The sequence below is a fragment of the Pseudomonas sp. L-22-4S-12 genome, assembly GCF_009799935.1.
GTDB lineage: Bacteria > Pseudomonadota > Gammaproteobacteria > Pseudomonadales > Pseudomonadaceae > Aquipseudomonas.
The window spans coordinates 378,835-395,130 of the sequence record NZ_WELL01000002.1; the positions used below are offsets into that span (position 1 = coordinate 378,835).

The window sequence follows — 16,296 nt, forward strand, 5'->3', positions numbered from 1 at the left end:
GTACTCGGCTACGAACCGAGCGGTCGGAGGTTCGAATCCTCCTGAGTGCACCATATAAGGGATTCTCGCGGTGATGCGGAGTTCCGGGATTCAACCAGCGGTGATCTGGTCTAAAAGCGCCACTTGCACTCATAGCTCAGCTGGATAGAGTACTCGGCTACGAACCGAGCGGTCGGAGGTTCGAATCCTCCTGAGTGCACCATAAAGCCAAAAGGCCCGCAGCGATGTGGGCCTTTTGCATTTCAGCGTTTACCTTTCACGCAGCCGGCTTCGTCGAAGGTGACCTGGCGTCGATTGCCCTTCTGGTCGGCGTAGTGGTAGCGGGTCTGGCCATTCTGGCTGGTGATCTTGTCAGGCTCGCCCAGGCTGCTTTCGACGTCGCGACGCGTCATGCCGGCGCGCACCTGCTGACGAATCATCGCGCTGCGCCGCTGACTGCCGGTGATGCGGTTGCCGCAGCCATCCTGTTTCTCGCCCACTACGACCACTGGTGTCTCGCGACTGTCGCCCTTGCGTGTGCTGCTCTTGCTGCGCCTGTCCTTGGCCAGCGGAACCGGCTTGCCCCGGCCTGGGGTGGGGTTGTCTGCGTTTTGCAGGGCCTGTTCGGCATCTGTCGGGCAGCCTTGCAGGGTGTAGGTGATGTGGCCGTTGTGGTCTTCGCAGCGAAACACGGTCGAGGCAAGAGTATTCGCGGTGGGCAATAGCAGGGTTGCGCAAACTCCTGCGCAGATTGATCGCAGCATGGGGCGTCCTCCTTGACGTTCCCGGGCAAGCCTAGCCGATCTTTGTGCCGTCGCCAGTGGTGTCTCGCGGTGCCGGTCTGGCGTCAGAGTCGTGCTTTCAAAGTTTGCTCAAGTGTGTGGTGCAAGCGCTTGTTCTAGACACGATTTTGTCGCGTATGGGCTGGTCTGGAGTGCTATCATTGCCCTGTCAGCTCCGCCGGGGCTTGTGGAATACCACCATGGACTTACCCAGTAGTTACTCAAAATTCCGATTGCCCAATCGCGTATTGACTGATTGATCCCCGTGGCGCGCTCTGCTGCTGGGGTGGAGCGCGCCATATGACTGAAGTAGAAGCCAAAAAGCCGCAAGAGAGCATGCAGGACCGCCTGGCCCAGGTGGTTGAGCTGCTGCATCGTCATCGGCTGGTCGAAAGCCTGGCGCATCGCCAGGAGGGCCAGCACCGGGACCTGGTGGAAAACCTGGTCCATCGACAGAATCTCGCCGAACTGCAACGCAAGCTCGATGAGCTGCACTCGGCCGACGTCGCCCATATTCTGGAAGCCCTGCCGCTCGATGAGCGCCTGGCCGTCTGGCAGCTGGTCAAGGCTGAGCGTGACGGCGACATTCTCCTCGAAGTTTCCGATGCCGTTCGCGAATCGCTGATCGCCGACATGGATGATCACGAGATTCTCGCCGCAGCCAAGGAGATGGACGCCGACGAGCTGGCGGATCTGGCCCCTGAGCTGCCGCGCGATGTGGTCCTCGAGCTGATGGAGTCCCTCGATGCGCAGCAGCGCGAGCGCGTGCGCTCGGCGCTGTCCTACGAGGAGGATCAGGTCGGGGCGCTGATGGACTTCGAAATGGTCACCATTCGCGAGGATGTCAGTCTCGAGGTAGTACTGCGCTACCTGCGCCGCCTGAAGGAGCTGCCGGGGCATACCGACAAACTATTCGTGGTCGATTACGACGGCATCCTCAAGGGCGTGCTGCCGATCAAACGCCTGCTGGTCAACGATCCGGACAAGCAGGTTGGCGAGGTGATGGCCAGCGATCCGGTCAGCTTCGGCCCGGATGAGGATGCCTACGATGCGGCCCAGGCCTTCGAGCGCTACGACCTGGTTTCCGCGCCGGTGGTCGATGCTGCCGGCAAGCTGATCGGGCGCCTGACCATCGACGAAATGGTCGACCTGATCCGCGAGGAGAGCGAGACCGAAGTGCTCAACATGGCCGGTCTGCGCGAAGAGGAGGATATTTTCGCCTCGGTGTGGAAATCGCTCGGTAACCGCTGGTCCTGGCTGGCGATCAACCTGATTACCGCCTTTGTCGCTTCCCGCGTGATCGGGCTGTTTGAGGGTTCCATCGAGAAGCTGGTGGCCCTGGCGGCGCTGATGCCCATAGTGGCCGGGATTGGCGGCAACTCGGGGAACCAGACCATTACCATGATCGTGCGCGCGATGGCGCTGGATCAGATCAGTACCGGCAATACCTCGCGCCTGATGCGCAAGGAGCTGGGCGTGGCGCTGGTCAACGGCCTAGTCTGGGGCGGAGTGATCGGCGTGGTTGCCTTCCTGCTCTACGACAGCTGGTCGCTGGGCCTGGTCATGACCGGGGCGATGACCCTCAACCTGTTGCTGGCGGCCTTGATGGGCGTGCTGATCCCCATGACCCTGGCGCGTATGGGGCGCGATCCGGCGATGGGGGCCAGCGTGATGATCACGGCGATGACCGACAGCGGTGGCTTCTTCATCTTTCTCGGTCTGGCCACCATCTTTTTGCTATAGGTCCGAGGGGTAGGGAAGCCGCCTGCGGGCGGCTTTTTCGTGGTCATAAAAAAGCCGGCAATCAAGCCGGCTTCTTTGTTTTTGCGGGGTGTCATGCCTGCTCGGTGGCGAGCTCGGTATCGTGGGCGATAAGGGCGACCAGGGCGTTCTGCTGGCGATGCGAGAGCTGGCGGAAGCGCTGCAGCAGTTCGCGTTCGTGCAGGGAAAGCTCGGGGCTGTCCAGGCGCAGCTCTTGATCGTCACCCAGCGCGCCTTCCTGCAGCAGGGTCTGCTCCAGGCGGGCGATGATTTCCGAGTTCATGCTGCGATGATGGTTGCGCGCCACGTCGGCGATGCGCTCGCGCATGCCGTCGGGAAGACGAACCACAAACTTGTCAGCCGTACGGCTGGAATAGATAGCTTGTTTCATAGGGCGCATACATTAAACCGGTTAGTTCAGGAAAGCGATGCTGGCACTTGGCTATGGAATTGTTACTGCTTTGACAGCATTTGACACTAGCCGTTCAGTCGATTGAGCATCGTCGATTCGGTGGTGGGTCGAGTATTTGACGCCAATTACGCGGCGAATTTTGCGCATAATACCGGCGCATTGCCAGCACCAGTTGTCCGAAATGCGTGCCAATCAGCAAAAGCGCTGGGGCTGTGGCGTGGGACGGGGGTAAAGAATGCTGTGCTGCGTGAGTAGCGTCGTGTTAGTGCCGGGTTGGGCATGACAAATGCGGGCATGCCCGTTAACATGCGGCCCGGTCAAATTCCGCCGTTGCATGCCGCGCGTTGCAGGTCCCAGTAGCTCAATTGGATAGAGCATCCCCCTCCTAAGGGGAAGGTTGGCAGTTCGAACCTGCCCTGGGACACCATTCCAATCAAAGTCGTCAGAAGATTCCCAGTTTTTCGTCGGGTCACCCAGGGTGCGGGGTGGGTGCGGCAAGGGTGTGGGCGACAATCAGAAAACTCCGCTCAGACCCGCCGCTGCGGGGTCTTCCCCATGCTGCCATTTCACTCCGAGGTGGCATGCGTATGTGAGTGGGGCGCTCCCCGGCATTTCTGTCTGTTTCAGGCGTCGCGCAGGAGGTCGTGGGCGTTGAGCAGGCTGTAGGCGATTTCCGGGCGTTTCTCCAGGCCGCGGCGAATCGCGGCGGGAATCGATTGGCGGGTTTTGCGGCACAGGCCTGGCAGTTCGTCGATGTGGATGACGATGCCGCGCATGCTGCGGACTTCGTTGAAGCCGGGGGCGACCTGTAGGCGAATGCCCAGCTGCTCGTGGATGCGGCGCTGCATATGCTCGAGGTCGTTCAGGTCCGCAATATTTTCCAGGCGTTCGAGCAGGCGCTTTTCCTCCGGGCGAGTCAGGCGCAGGATGCGCAGGTCGGCACTGGGGCTGTCCAGCAGCTGTTCGCGCCCGCAGATGCAGGCTCCGGGTGGGCAGGGTTGGCGGGTTGGTGGTGAGGGCGTCATGGCCTCCGATCATAGCGAGCAGCATTCACTGTTGCCTATCGGGCTTCGTCGGCTGACGTGCGACCGGGGTTTTTGGGTGCGCCAGGCAACAGGTGGATGGAATGCAGCGACAAGTTGAGCGAAGTGGGGTGCTGGGCGATCTGCTCGACTCCCCGCTGGGGCGCATGATTGCCCTGGTGGATGAGCGGGGCGCGTTGTTGCGTCTGGACTTTCTGCCCGATGAGCAGCAGTCGCCGATGCTCTGGCAGGGCTTCATCTGGCAACGCGACGCAGTGGCCGTGGCGCCGATCGCGCTCCAGCTCGGTGAGTATTTCGCCGGGCGCCGCCGGGTCTTCGATCTGCCTCTGGCGCCCCGTGGCACGCCCTACCAGCAGGAAGTCTGGAGCCGGCTGCGCCAAGTGCCCTATGGCGTCACCCTGACCTATGCCGAGCTGGGTGCACGCCTGCTGCCGCACAAGACTTCGGCGCGGGCCATCGGTCGGGCCAATGCGCTCAATCCGATCTCGATCATCGTGCCGTGCCACCGCATCATCGGTGCCGATGGCAGTCTGACCGGCTATGCCGGCGGGCTGGCGCGCAAGCAGGCCTTGCTCGAACTGGAAGGTGTGCCGACAGCGGGGCGCCAGCAGTCGCTGCTCTGAGTGGGATGCGATGGGGCTTTCTGTGTGGCAGAAACGAAAAAACCGGCCGCTGTGGGCCGGTTTTCGGAGCAGTTTGCCTGGCGGCTTCACTGCTTTCGGGAATTTGGTCGGAGCGACAGGATTCGAACCTGCGACCTTCTCGTCCCGAACGAGACGCGCTACCAAGCTGCGCTACGCTCCGTTCAATGGCGCGCATTGTACCGAAAAAGTTTTGTTGCACAAGGGGTTAGCCTGAATTTTTGTTTGCAGACGGAGCGCTGCGCCTCGGTGCGGACGCGGTATGGGGCTGCTGGCTAGCTGGCGGGGCGCAGGGGGCAGGTGCTACGGCCGAGCGCCGCCGCGCTCGCCGCCAACAGCTCAGGGGTGTTCAGGTTGGCCAGGCGCGGGTCGTCTGCGGCGCAGTCGAGGGCCTGGGCGCCGAGCTGCAGCAACAGGCGCCGCGGGCTGCGCTCGCCGGCCTGCCAAGCCTGTTCGATGGCGCCGGCGAGGCTGAGCGGCAGCAGGCAGAACAGCGGTTCCCACTGCTCACCACGGCAGATCAGTAGCGGCTTGTCCGGTTGCTCGGCGGCGCGGGTGCGCATGGCCTGCAGCAGGGCCGCATCGATCAGTGGGGCATCGCAGGGCAGTATCAGCAGCCAGGGCTGGCGGGCAGCTCTGAGACCGGAGCGGATGCCGGCCAGCGGGCCGGGGAATTCGCCATCGTCATCCTGCACCAACTGATCGGCGAAGGCCGCGTAGCGCTCGGCGTTGCGGTTGCAGGAGATGATCAGGTCGTCGCTCAGCGGGCGCACCACGGCGTGCAGATGGGCGATCAACGGTTGTCCGCGCCATTGCAGCAGGCCCTTGTCCTGGCCGCCCATGCGCTGTCCGCGACCGCCGGCCAGGAGCAGGATGGAACAGGCGGGAAGGGGGCTTGAATCGGTCATGGCGGTGCTCCGGCTGGGGCCTGTGATATAACACCGGCCTGTTTTCGCCACAACCGGATTGCGCCATGAGCCACAAGGCCGAGGCGGCATTCGTGCCGCTGAATATCGTCGTTTTGACCGTCAGTGATACCCGCAGCCTGGACACCGATACCTCGGGCCAGCTGTTCGTCGATCGCCTGACTGCCGCCGGACACACGCTGGCCGCACGGGTGCTGCTGAAGGACGACCTGTACAAGATCCGCGCCCAGGTCGCTGGCTGGATCGCCGAGGACCAGGTGCAGGTGGTGCTGATCACCGGCGGCACCGGCTTCACCTGCCGCGACAGCACCCCGGAAGCCGTGAGCTGCCTGCTGGACAAGCAGGTGGACGGCTTCGGCGAGCTGTTTCGGCAGATTTCCGTGGCCGACATCGGCACCTCCACCATCCAGTCGCGCGCCTTGGCCGGCCTGGCCAACGGCACCCTGGTGTGCTGCCTGCCGGGCTCGACCAATGCCTGCCGCACTGCGTGGGACGGCATCCTCGCCGAGCAGTTGGACAACCGTCACCGGCCCTGCAACTTCGTGCCGCACCTCAAGGCGGTCGGGGCCTGCGAGAGTCGCGGATGAGCCTGTTGCCGGTCGAGGAGGCCCTGGCGCTACTGCTGGCCCAGGCCGCGGCCTCGCCGATTGGCGAGTGCGAACATGTGCCCCTGGCTGATGCCGATGGCCGCGTGCTGGCCGAGGCGCTGATCGCCGACCTGGACCTGCCGCCCTGGCCGAACAGCGCCATGGACGGCTACACCCTGCGCCTGGCCGACTGCACGGGTGAGCCGCTGCCGGTCAGCCAGCGCATCCTCGCCGGCCAGGCGCCCGCGCCGCTGCAGCCGGGCACCTGCGCGCGGATCTTCACCGGTGCACCGCTGCCGGCCGGGGCCGACTGCGTGGAGATGCAGGAAAACGCCGAAGTCCTGGCCGATGGCCGGGTGCGTTTCCGCGAGCCAATGCGGGCGGGGCAGAACGTCCGTCCGCAGGGCCAGGAAACCCGTGCAGGCGAGCAGGTGCTGGCCGCCGGCACTCGCCTGGGCCCGGTCGAACTGGGCCTGGCCGCGTCGCTGGGTCGTGCCGAGTTGGCGGTACGGCGCCGGCCGCGGGTGGCAGTGCTATCCACCGGCGACGAGTTGATCGAGCCCGGCTTGCCGCTGGGGCCGGGGCAGATCTACAACAGCAACCGCAGCCTGCTGTGCGCCTGGTTGCGTCGCCTGGGCTGCGCGGTGGTGGATGCTGGCATCCTCGCCGACGACCTGCAGCGCACCCGCGATGCCCTGGCGGCGCTGGCCGATGTCGACCTGATCCTGTCCACCGGCGGAGTGTCGGTGGGCGAGGCGGACTTCCTCGGCCAGGTGTTGCAGGAAGACGGCGAGCTGACCCTGTGGAAGCTGGCGATCAAGCCGGGCAAGCCGCTGACCTGCGGCCACTACCGCGGCGTGCCGGTGATCGGCCTGCCCGGTAATCCGGCCTCGACCCTGGTCACCTTCGGCCTGCTGGCGCGCCCCTATCTGCTACGCCGCCTGGGCGTGGTCGCGGTCGAGCCGCTGGCCATCGGCGTGCCGGCCGGTTTCACCTGGAGCAAGGCCGGCAAGCGCCGCGAGTACCTGCGCGCGCGCCTCGAAGGCGGCCGCGCGGTGCTCTATCCGAACCAGAGTTCCGGTGTGCTGCGCAGCGCCGCCTGGGCCGATGGCCTGGTGGAAGTGCTGGAAGACAGGACCTATGCCGAAGGCGAGCTGCTGCGCTTTATCCCGCTGAGCGAGCTGCTGGGGTAGGGCTGTCCACGTTCCCGTAGGGTGCACCGTGCGCACCGAGACGCTATGCGGGCCTGCAGTGCACCCTACGCAAGAGCGGCTCGCCCAGGTTCCAGGCGCTGCGCGGGTTTCACCCGCCCTACAGCAGATTGCCCTTGTGCCGCTCGCGGTACTCGCCCGGGGTCATGCCGGTGCGTGCCTTGAAGCTGCGGTGCAGCGAGCGTGCTTCGGTGAAGCCCAGGTAGCTGGCGATATCTTCGATCGCCAGGTCGCTGCGCAACAGGTAGTGCTCGGCCAGTTCCTGGCGCAGCTGGTCGAGGATTTCCTGGTAGCTGGTGCCGGCGTTCTGCAGGTGACGCTGCAGGGTGCGCACGGTCATGTGGAACTTCTCGGCGACCTTCTCCTTGCGCGGCAGGCCGTCCTTGAGCAGCAGGCGCAGGGCGTTCTTCACCCGTTGCGGCAGCGGCTCGTTGTCGTCGAGGCCGGCCATCAGGGTCAGGGCGTGTTCTTCTAGGGTGCGCAGCAGGTTGGCATCGGCCTGGCGCAACGGAATGACCAGGTAATCCATGGGCACCAACAGGGCGTTGCAGGGCTGCTCGAACAGCACCGGGCAGCCGAACACGTCTTCGTAATCGGACTGGGTGGTGTCGGCGGGGCGGGCATGTTGCATCCACACCTCACGCGGCGACTTGTCCATGTCGGCGATCCAGCGCGCATAGAGCATCCACGAAGCGAGGACGCCCTCGACCATGTGCCGGCGGACGTCGGGGCGTTCGTGGCGGCAGTTCCAGACCAGCTTGATGTGGTCGCCTGCGGCCAGCAGCTGGCTGGTGCCCATGTCGCCGACCAGTTTCTCGTAGGGCACGATGCGGCTCATGGCTTCGCCCAGGGTGGCGCAGTTCATGGTGATGTAGCCGAGCACGCTCCAGTAGCCGGGCTGCACGAACTGCGCCGAACGCAGGCCGAACAGCGGGTCGCCGGAGACTTCCAGCAGATGGCTGAGCAAGCGCTCGTGCAGCTCGCTGGGGATGCGCTTGCCGTTGTCGGCGAGGTCTTCGGCGCTGATGCCGACCGCCGTGCGCACGGCTTCCACGTCCAGGCCGAGGCGTTCGGCATGGCGCAGGTATTTGATCAGGGCGGGAACCGAGGTATAGCCAAGGGTCAGCATGGTTCTTGTTGTTCTGCTTGTCTTGATTGGCGATAACCGCTGTCCCGATCCGACAGTGACCGGGTGACGCGGCCGGCTAGTATAGGCAGCCATCGATGGTCAGCGGAACACACAGGGGAGCGGCAGATGCGACGTTGGAACGGATGGGGTGACGAGGCCACGCAGGTGGTGCTGCCGGCCAATGGCGGCGCCTTCCTCGAGGCGCGGGTCGGTAAGGGCCAGGCGCTGGCCGATGCCAGCCTGGCGCAGGTGCTGGCCCGGGTGCCGGCGTCGCGCCTGCTCGCTCGCCATCCGCTGGTCAGCCTGGACGCCGAGGTGCGCGTGCGCCATGCCCGCGGGCAGAGCCTGCCGGACTGGCTGGCCATGCGCTCCGGCGACTTCGGCGTGTTCCCCGACGGCGTGGCCCTGCCGGAAACCCCGGCGCAGATCCGCGAGCTGCTGGCCTGGGCCCGCGAGCACGACGTGATCGTGATCCCCTACGGTGGCGGCACCTCGGTGGCCGGGCATATCAACCCGGTCGAGTCCGAAAAACCGGTGCTGACCCTGTCGCTGGAGCGCATGACCCAGCTGCTCGACCTCGACGAGAGCAGCCTGATCGCCACCTTCGCCCCCGGCGCCAACGGCCCGCAGGTGGAAGCGCAACTGCGCGCCCGCGGCTACACCCTCGGCCACTTCCCGCAGTCCTGGGAGTTGTCGACCCTCGGCGGCTGGGTCGCCAGTCGTTCCAGCGGCCAGCAGTCGCTGCGCTACGGGCGCATCGAGCAGCTGTTCGCCGGCGGCAAGGTGGAGACCTTCGCCGGCACTCTGGAAATCCCGACCTTCCCGGCCTCGGCCGCCGGCCCCGACCTGCGCGAGCTGATCCTCGGTTCGGAAGGGCGCTTCGGGGTGATCTCCGAGGTCAAGGTGCGGGTGACCCGACTGGCCGAGCAGGAGCAGTTCTTCGCCGTGTTCCTGCCCAGCTGGCAGCAGGCCCTGGCCGGCATCCGTGCGCTGGTGCAGGCCCGCGTGCCGCTGTCGATGCTGCGCCTGTCCAACGCCATCGAGACCGAAACCCAACTGGCCCTGGCCGGCCACCCCGGGCAGATCGCCTGGCTGGAAAAATACCTGGCCCTGCGCGGCGCCCGCGCCGGCAAATGCATGCTGACCTTCGGCGTCACCGGCAACCGGGCGCAGAACGCCCTGTCGGTGAAACAGGCCAAGCGCATCCTGCGCGCCGAGGGTGGCGTGTTCACCGGTACCCTGCTGGGCAAGAAGTGGGCGGAAAACCGCTTCCGTTTCCCCTACCTGCGCCACGGTCTGTGGGAGGCCGGTTACGCGGTGGATACCCTGGAAACCGCCACCGACTGGAGCAACGTCGACAACCTGCTGAACAAGGTCGAGGACAGTCTGCGTCATGGCCTGAGCGAGGAGGGCGAGCGGGTGCACGTGTTCACCCACCTGTCGCATGTCTACGGCCAGGGTTCGAGCATCTACACCACCTACGTGTTCCGCCCCGGCAGCAGCTACGGCGAGACTCTGGCGCGCTGGAGCAAACTCAAGCAGGCGGCCAGCCGGACGATTGCCGACACCCGCGGCACCATCAGCCATCAGCACGGCGTCGGCCGCGACCATGCGCCGTACCTGCAGGCGGAGAAGGGCGCGCTGGGTATCGCCGCGCTGAAGAGCATGGCGCAGCATTTCGACCCGGATGGGCGCCTGGCACCCGGCGTGCTGCTGGAAGACTGAAGATGGCCTGGAACGCCGCCTGGCGTGAGACTGCGCTGCCCGAGCTGGCGGCACGCGACTGGGACCTGATCGTGGTTGGCGGCGGCATCAGCGGCGCCGGCATCCTGCGCGAGGCGGCGCGGCGCGGCTGGAAATGCCTGCTGCTGGAACAGCGCGATTTCGCCTGGGGCACCTCCAGTCGCTCGTCGAAGATGGTGCATGGCGGCCTGCGCTATATCGCCAAGGGCCAGCTCGGCCTGACCCGCGACTCGGTGCGCGAGCGCCAGCGTTTGCTCGGCGAGGCGCCGGGGCTGGTGGATGCTCTGCCGTTCCTGTTTCCCCATTACCAGGGGCAGTTTCCCGGGCCCAAGGTCTTCGGTGGGCTGCTCGGCGTCTATGACGCCCTGGCCGGCCAGCGCCTGCACCGCTATCAGCCGCTGCGCGAGCTGCGCTTTCTCGCTCCCGGTTTGCAGGACGAACAACTGCTGGGTGCCACCCAGTTCTTTGACGCGGTGACCGACGATGCGCGCCTGGTCATGCGGGTCTTGGGCGAGGCGCGCGCCGAGGGTGGCGAAGCGCTCAACGGCCTGCGGGTGCTCGAACTGACGCGCGAGAACGGTCGGGTAGTAGGACTGCAGGCCGAGGACAGCGAGTCCGGCCAGCGCTACGCCTTGCGCGCCCGGGTGGTGGCTCAGGCCACCGGCGCCTGGGCCGATGAGCTGCGCCGCCACGATGGCCGCGAACATATCCGCCCACTGCGCGGCAGCCACCTGCTGCTGCCGGCCTGGCGTCTGCCTGTGGCCCAGGCGATCAGCTTTATGCATAGGCAGGACAAGCGCCCGGTATTCGTCTTCCCCTGGGAAGGCGCCACGGTGATCGGCACCACCGACCTGGATCACGCCGAAGCGCTGGATCGCGATGCGCGTATCACCAGCGACGAGGTCGACTACCTGCTGGCCGCCTGCGCCCAGGTCTTCCCCGCGGTCGGCGTGACGCGCGGCGATGTGCTGTCGAGCTGGGCCGGGGTGCGGCCGGTGGTCAGTGCGGACGCGGCGCCCACCAGCAAACCCTCGGACGAGAAGCGCGAGCACGCCCTGTGGGTCGAGCCCGGCTGCGTGACCCTGGCCGGCGGCAAGCTGACCACTTTCCGTCTGCTGGCCTTGGAGGTGCTGCGCGCCTGTGCGCCCTTTGCCGGCAAGACGGTGGAGGATGTCGGACAGCCGGTGTTTCATCAGTCGGCGCCGCTGCGGTTGCCGGGCCTGAGTGCCACGCAGCAGCGCCGCCTGGCCGGTCGTCATGGACTGGCGCTGCCATGTCTGGCGGCCTTGCTGGAGGAACTGGGTGGCGAGCGCATCGGCGCCAGCGATACCCTGTGGGCCGAGCTGGCCCAGGCCTGCGACGACGAGCTGGTGCTGCACCTGGACGACCTGTTGCTGCGCCGCACGCGCATCGGCCTGCTGCTGGCCGAAGGTGCCGCCGCCGAGCTGCCGCGCATCCGTGCCCTGTGCCAGCCGCGCCTGGGCTGGAGCGATGCACGCTGGGACACCGAACAACAACGCTATCTGGAGCTGTGGCGCCGTTGCTACAGCCTGCCGTGACCTGCCGTGGAAACCGACGTGACCGAACAACGCTATCTGCTGGCCATCGACAACGGCACCCAGAGCGTGCGCGCGCTGCTCTTCGACCTGGCCGGCAACCTGCTCGGCAAGGGCAAGGTCGAGCTCGAACCCTATTACTCGGAGCACCCCGGCTGGGCCGAGCAGGACCCCGAGTACTACTGGACCAGCCTCGGCGAGGCCTGCCGGCGCCTGTGGGCCAGCGTCGATATCGACAAGCGCCTGATCGCCGGGGTATCGCTGACCACCCAGCGCGGCACCCTGATCAACGTGGACGAGGCCGGCAAGCCGTTGCGCCCGGCCATTCTCTGGCTGGATCAGCGCCGCGCCGAGGTGGCCGGGCACATCAAGGGGCCCTGGGGCTGGCTGTTCAAGCTGATCCGCGAAGAGGCGACGGTGGATTACTTCCGCGCCCAGGCCGAGGCCAACTGGATCGCCCAGCAGCAGCCGCAGATCTGGGCCAGTACGCACAAATTCCTGCTGCTGTCGGGCTTTCTTACCCATCGTTTGAGCGGCCGTTTCGCCGACTCGGTGGGCAGTTGCGTGGCCTACCTGCCGTTCGACTACAAGCGCCTGTGCTGGGCCAGGCCCAGCGACTGGAAGTGGCAGGCCATCCCGATCCAGCCGTCGATGCTGCCCGAACTGGTCAAGCCGGGTGAGCGCCTGGGTTCGATCACGGCCGACGCCAGCCGGCACACCGGCATTCCCGAGGGCCTGCCGCTGATCGCCGCCGCCTCGGACAAGGCCTGCGAGGTGATCGGCGCCGGCGGCGTGGAGCCGAGCACGGCCTGCCTGTCCTACGGCACCACGGCGACCATCAACACCACTCGCTCGACCTACCTGGAAACCATCCCGCTGATCCCGCCGTACCCGGCGGCGATTCCCGACCACTACAACACCGAGGTCATGATATTTCGCGGCTTCTGGATGGTCAGCTGGTTCAAGGAGCAGTTCGGCCACGCCGAGCGCCAGCGCGGCCTGGAGCTGGGGGTGGAGGCGGAAACCCTGTTCGACGAACTGGTCAACAGCGTGCCGCCCGGCTCCATGGGCCTGACGCTGCAGCCGTTCTGGTCGCCGGGCATCCGCGAGCCGGGGCTGGAGGCCAAGGGCTCGATCATCGGCTTCGGCGACGTGCACACCCGCGCGCACCTGTATCGCGCCATTCTCGAAGGCCTGGCCTACGCCCTGCGTCAGGGCAAGGAGAAGATCGAGAGGCGCTCGGGCACCCGCATCAGCCGCCTGCGCATCTCCGGTGGTGGTTCGCAGAGCGATGCGGCCATGCAACTGACCGCCGACATCTTCAACCTGCCGGCCGAGCGCCCGCACCTGTACGAGACTTCCGGCCTCGGCGCGGCCATCGACTGCGCCGTCGGCCTCGGTCTGCATCCGGACTTCCCCACGGCCATCGCCGCCATGACCCGCGTGGGCAAGGTGTTCCAGCCCAATCCGCAGGCGGTGCAGGTCTACGAGCGCTTGTACCGCGAGGTCTACCTGCGCATGTACAAGCAGCTACGCCCGCTGTATCGCAGCATCCGCGAGATCACCGGCTACCCGGCCTGATTACGCCACTCCAGGGACTTCCGCACCTAACGGGCTGTCTGCATATACTCGGGTGCATTCTGCACAAGGAGTAGGGCATGGCCGAACGCAAGGCGCTGCTGATCCTGCATGGCAAGCAGGCACTCAACGAAGAGGTGCGCGCCGCCGTGCTGGCGCGGCGCGAGGCCGGCTGGGAGCTGGCCGTGCGCCTGACCTGGGAGGCCGGCGACGCCGCGCGCCTGGTCGACGAGGCGCTGGCCGCCGGTTATTCGACCCTGATTGCCGGTGGCGGCGACGGCACCCTGCGCGATGTCGCCGAGGCCATGGCCCTCGGCGCTGCGCAGGCCTCTCTGGCGCTGCTGCCGCTGGGCACGGCCAACGACTTCGCCCGCGCCGCCGGCGTGCCGCTGTTGCCGGGCGAGGCCCTGGCCCTGCTGGATGAGCCGCCGCAGTCGATCGACCTGGGCGAGGTGGACGGCCAGCTGTTCCTCAACATGGCCACCGGCGGCTTCGGTTCGAAGATCACCGCCAATACCTCGGAAGAGCTTAAGAAACTGCTCGGCGGCGCCGCCTATTTCCTCACCGGGCTGACGCGCTTCTCCGAGGTGCACTCGGCCTTCGGCCGTTTCCGCGGGCCGGGCTTCGCCTGGGAAGGCGAGTTCCTCGCCCTCGGCATCGGCAACGGGCGCCAGGCCGGTGGCGGGCATGTGCTGTGCCCGCAGGCGCGGGTGGACGATGGGCTGCTGGATATCTGCATCGTGCCGGCTTCGCCGGATTTGGGCGGCACCCTGGGCACGCTGCTGTCCGGCGGGATTCTCGGCCTGGAGTCGGTGTCGCTCAGCGCGCGACTGCCCTGGGTCGAAGTGGAGGCCGCCGAAGGGCTGGACATCAACCTGGACGGCGAGCCGCTGGAGAGCAAGCACCTGCGCTTTAGCGCGCGGCCGGCGGCCCTGCGCATGCACCTGCCAGCGGGCTCGCCATTGCTGCGCGCGGCGGATTGAGCGGCGGCGGGCGCCAGGCTGGTTCCGTCGTAGCGGCTCAGGCATGATGGCGTCTGGCCACGATTTCATTTCGCCCGTAACCGGCCGATACACTGGCTAGACTCGATTCAGTTAACAGGAGCGCGCAATGGCCGGCATTCTCGATACCGTGGATCAACGCACCCAGCTGGTGGGCGAGAACCGCCTGGAAATCCTCATGTTCCGTCTGGCCGGCAGGCAACTGTTCGCCATCAACGTGTTCAAGGTCCAGGAAGTCCTGCAGCTGCCCAAGTTGACCCTGATGCCGCACCGCCACCCGCACGTCTGCGGGGTGGTCAACCTGCGCGGGCAGACCCTGCCGGTGATCGACCTGTCCCAGGCGATCGGCATGCGTCCGCTGACCCCGGGGGAGAACAGCACCATCATCGTCACCGAGTACAACCGCTCGGTGCAGGCCTTCCTGGTCGGCGGGGTGGATCGCATCCTCAACCTCAACTGGGAAACCATCCAGCCGCCGCCCGGTGGCGCCGGGCGCCAGCATTACCTGACCGCCATCACCAAGGTCGACGAGCAGATCGTCGAGATCATCGATGTGGAGAAGGTGCTCTCGGAAATCGCGCCGATGAGCACCAAGGTCTCCGACGAGAAGCTGGCCGACCCGCTGCTGGCCAAGGCCAGCGGTCGCGAAGTGCTGCTGGTGGACGACTCCAGCGTGGCCCTCAACCAGCTGCGCGAGACCCTGGCCCAGCTGGGGATCCGCACCCACAGCGCCAGCGACGGCCTCAAGGGCTTGCAGCAGCTGAAGAAGTGGGCCGACAGCGGCGAGGTGATGACCGACAAGCTGCTGATGATCTTCACCGATGCGGAAATGCCGGAGATGGACGGCTACCGGCTGACCACCGAGATCCGCAACGATCCGCGCCTGAAAGACCTGTACGTGGTGCTGCACACCTCGCTGTCCGGCAGTTTCAACGAGGCCATGGTGAAGAAGGTCGGCTGCGACAACTTCCTTTCCAAGTTCCAGCCGGACAAGCTGGTCGACGTGATTCGCCAGCGCCTGCTGCTCGACGAGTAGTGCGCCGCACACGGCGGGCTTGAGCTGTCGCCCCGTGCGCCGTATAACCGGCATCTTTGCCCTCAAGGATGCCGGCCATGCACCTCGCTGCTCTCTATCGCTACCCCCTCAAGTCGGGCCAGGCCGAAAGCCTGGCCAGCGCGCGCCTGGGCGCTCTGGGCCTGGCCGGCGACCGCCGCTGGATGCTGGTGGAGGAGGCCAGTGGGCGCTTCCTCACCCAGCGCCTGTTGCCGCAGATGAGCCAGCTGTCCGCCCTGTGGAGCGCCGCGGGCGGGCTGACCCTGAGTGCGCCGGGGCGCAGCAGCCTGGAGGTGGCGCTGCCGGAGGCTGACGGCAACCTGCGCGAGGTCAGCGTCTGGCGCGACAGCCTGAGCGTGCCGGATGCCGGCGATGCCGCCGCCGAGTGGCTGAGCGCCTTTATCGGGCGCGCCTGCCGCCTGGTGCAGGTGCCGGAGAGTCGCGCGCGCCAGGTCGACACCCAGTATGCCCGGCCCGGCGACAAGGTGGCCTTCGCCGATGGCTTCCCGCTGCTGCTGATCGGCCAGGGCTCGCTGGATGACTTGAGTGCGCGGGTCGGCCGGCCGCTGGAGATGCTGCGCTTTCGGCCCAATCTGGTGGTGCAGGGCAGCGCAGCCTTTGCCGAGGACGGCTGGAAGCGCATCCGCATCGGTGCGCTGGAGTTCGAGGTGGCCAAGGGCTGCAGTCGCTGCGTGCTGACCACCGTCGACCCGCAGACCGGCGAGCGCAGCGCCGACCGCGAACCGCTGGCCACCCTGAAGACCTACCGCGAGCGCGATGGCGAGGTGTACTTCGGGCAGAACCTGTTGCCGCGCGGAGTCGGCGAGCTGCAGGTCGGCATGCCGGTGGAGGTGCTGGAATAGCCTCCGGCCCCGCGTAGGAGCGGCTTCAGC

General features: G+C 66.6%; 15 protein-coding genes and 4 tRNA genes (1 of these 19 only partly in view). 13 read left to right on the forward strand and 6 right to left on the reverse strand.

Features of this window, described 5'->3' with window-relative positions; all coding sequences use genetic code 11:
• A tRNA-Arg gene (locus F3I16_RS21075) sits at nt 1-53 on the forward strand; it begins 124 nt to the left of the window's first position.
• Nucleotides 54-125: 72 nt separating this feature from the next.
• Nucleotides 126-202, forward strand: a tRNA-Arg gene (locus F3I16_RS08350).
• 40 nt (nt 203-242) lie between these two features.
• Here F3I16_RS08350 and F3I16_RS08355 read toward each other — a convergent pair.
• Nucleotides 243-743 (reverse strand): DUF4124 domain-containing protein, encoded by a 501-nt coding sequence (locus F3I16_RS08355; protein WP_160493248.1) that lies wholly within the window; start codon nt 741-743, stop codon nt 243-245.
• Nucleotides 744-1,061: 318 nt separating this feature from the next.
• Between F3I16_RS08355 and mgtE the strand changes: the two genes are divergently transcribed.
• Nucleotides 1,062-2,504 carry a magnesium transporter gene (mgtE, locus tag F3I16_RS08360; RefSeq protein ID WP_160493249.1) on the forward strand — a complete coding sequence of 481 codons (1,443 nt, stop codon included), beginning with the start codon at nt 1,062-1,064 and terminating at the stop codon, nt 2,502-2,504.
• Nucleotides 2,505-2,595: 91 nt separating this feature from the next.
• Here the strand turns inward: mgtE and F3I16_RS08365 are convergent, their stop codons facing one another.
• On the reverse strand, nt 2,596-2,922 hold the full coding sequence (locus F3I16_RS08365; RefSeq protein ID WP_160493250.1) for an Arc family DNA-binding protein: 327 nt from the start codon (nt 2,920-2,922) through the stop codon (nt 2,596-2,598).
• Nucleotides 2,923-3,284: 362 nt separating this feature from the next.
• Here F3I16_RS08365 and F3I16_RS08370 point away from each other — a divergent pair.
• A tRNA-Arg gene (locus F3I16_RS08370) sits at nt 3,285-3,361 on the forward strand.
• A 196-nt stretch (nt 3,362-3,557) separates the two neighbouring features.
• On the opposite strand, the gene F3I16_RS08375 is transcribed toward F3I16_RS08370, so the two are convergent.
• On the reverse strand, nt 3,558-3,959 hold the full coding sequence (locus F3I16_RS08375; RefSeq protein ID WP_160493251.1) for a hypothetical protein: 402 nt from the start codon (nt 3,957-3,959) through the stop codon (nt 3,558-3,560).
• A gap of 101 nt (nt 3,960-4,060) precedes the next feature.
• On the opposite strand from F3I16_RS08375, the gene F3I16_RS08380 reads away from it, so the two are divergent.
• The gene (locus F3I16_RS08380) at nt 4,061-4,600 is read left to right on the forward strand and encodes a methylated-DNA--[protein]-cysteine S-methyltransferase (protein ID WP_160493252.1); all 540 of its coding nucleotides are present in this window, start codon (nt 4,061-4,063) and stop codon (nt 4,598-4,600) included.
• A 104-nt stretch (nt 4,601-4,704) separates the two neighbouring features.
• Here F3I16_RS08380 and F3I16_RS08385 read toward each other — a convergent pair.
• Both F3I16_RS08385 and mobA read right to left on the reverse strand, forming a co-directional pair.
• Nucleotides 4,705-4,781 (reverse strand) — tRNA-Pro (locus tag F3I16_RS08385).
• A 112-nt stretch (nt 4,782-4,893) separates the two neighbouring features.
• The gene (gene mobA, locus F3I16_RS08390; RefSeq protein WP_160493253.1) at nt 4,894-5,526 is read right to left on the reverse strand and encodes a molybdenum cofactor guanylyltransferase MobA; all 633 of its coding nucleotides are present in this window, start codon (nt 5,524-5,526) and stop codon (nt 4,894-4,896) included.
• A 65-nt stretch (nt 5,527-5,591) separates the two neighbouring features.
• Between mobA and moaB the strand changes: the two genes are divergently transcribed.
• Together moaB and glp are read left to right on the forward strand one after the other, a co-directional pair.
• Nucleotides 5,592-6,131 (forward strand): molybdenum cofactor biosynthesis protein B, encoded by a 540-nt coding sequence (gene moaB, locus F3I16_RS08395; protein ID WP_160493254.1) that lies wholly within the window; start codon nt 5,592-5,594, stop codon nt 6,129-6,131.
• Nucleotides 6,128-7,324 (forward strand): gephyrin-like molybdotransferase Glp, encoded by a 1,197-nt coding sequence (glp, locus tag F3I16_RS08400; protein ID WP_160493255.1) that lies wholly within the window; start codon nt 6,128-6,130, stop codon nt 7,322-7,324. The genes moaB and glp overlap by 4 nt, the downstream gene beginning before the upstream one ends.
• Before the next feature lie 118 nt (nt 7,325-7,442).
• Here glp and F3I16_RS08405 read toward each other — a convergent pair whose 3' ends face one another.
• Entirely contained in the window at nt 7,443-8,471 is a 1,029-nt protein-coding gene (locus F3I16_RS08405) for an AraC family transcriptional regulator (RefSeq protein WP_160493256.1), read from the reverse strand.
• Nucleotides 8,472-8,597: 126 nt separating this feature from the next.
• On the opposite strand from F3I16_RS08405, the gene F3I16_RS08410 reads away from it, so the two are divergent.
• The 6 genes from F3I16_RS08410 (at nt 8,598) to F3I16_RS08435 (ending at nt 16,266) form a co-directional block, all read left to right on the forward strand.
• On the forward strand, nt 8,598-10,196 hold the full coding sequence (locus F3I16_RS08410; RefSeq protein ID WP_160493257.1) for an FAD-binding oxidoreductase: 1,599 nt from the start codon (nt 8,598-8,600) through the stop codon (nt 10,194-10,196).
• A gap of 2 nt (nt 10,197-10,198) precedes the next feature.
• Entirely contained in the window at nt 10,199-11,773 is a 1,575-nt protein-coding gene (locus F3I16_RS08415) for a glycerol-3-phosphate dehydrogenase/oxidase (protein ID WP_160493258.1), read from the forward strand.
• An 18-nt stretch (nt 11,774-11,791) separates the two neighbouring features.
• Nucleotides 11,792-13,351, forward strand: coding sequence for an FGGY-family carbohydrate kinase (locus F3I16_RS08420; RefSeq protein ID WP_160493259.1), 1,560 nt, complete (start codon nt 11,792-11,794; stop codon nt 13,349-13,351).
• A 77-nt stretch (nt 13,352-13,428) separates the two neighbouring features.
• Nucleotides 13,429-14,331, forward strand: a complete 903-nt coding sequence (yegS, locus tag F3I16_RS08425) for a lipid kinase YegS (RefSeq protein ID WP_160493260.1) — start codon at nt 13,429-13,431, stop codon at nt 14,329-14,331.
• Between the two features lie 127 nt (nt 14,332-14,458).
• A complete protein-coding gene (locus F3I16_RS08430) occupies nt 14,459-15,385 on the forward strand; it encodes a chemotaxis protein CheV (RefSeq protein WP_160493261.1) in 927 nt (308 codons plus the stop codon).
• Nucleotides 15,386-15,453: 68 nt separating this feature from the next.
• On the forward strand, nt 15,454-16,266 hold the full coding sequence (locus F3I16_RS08435; protein ID WP_160493262.1) for an MOSC domain-containing protein: 813 nt from the start codon (nt 15,454-15,456) through the stop codon (nt 16,264-16,266).
• Nucleotides 16,267-16,296: the final 30 nt, after the last annotated feature.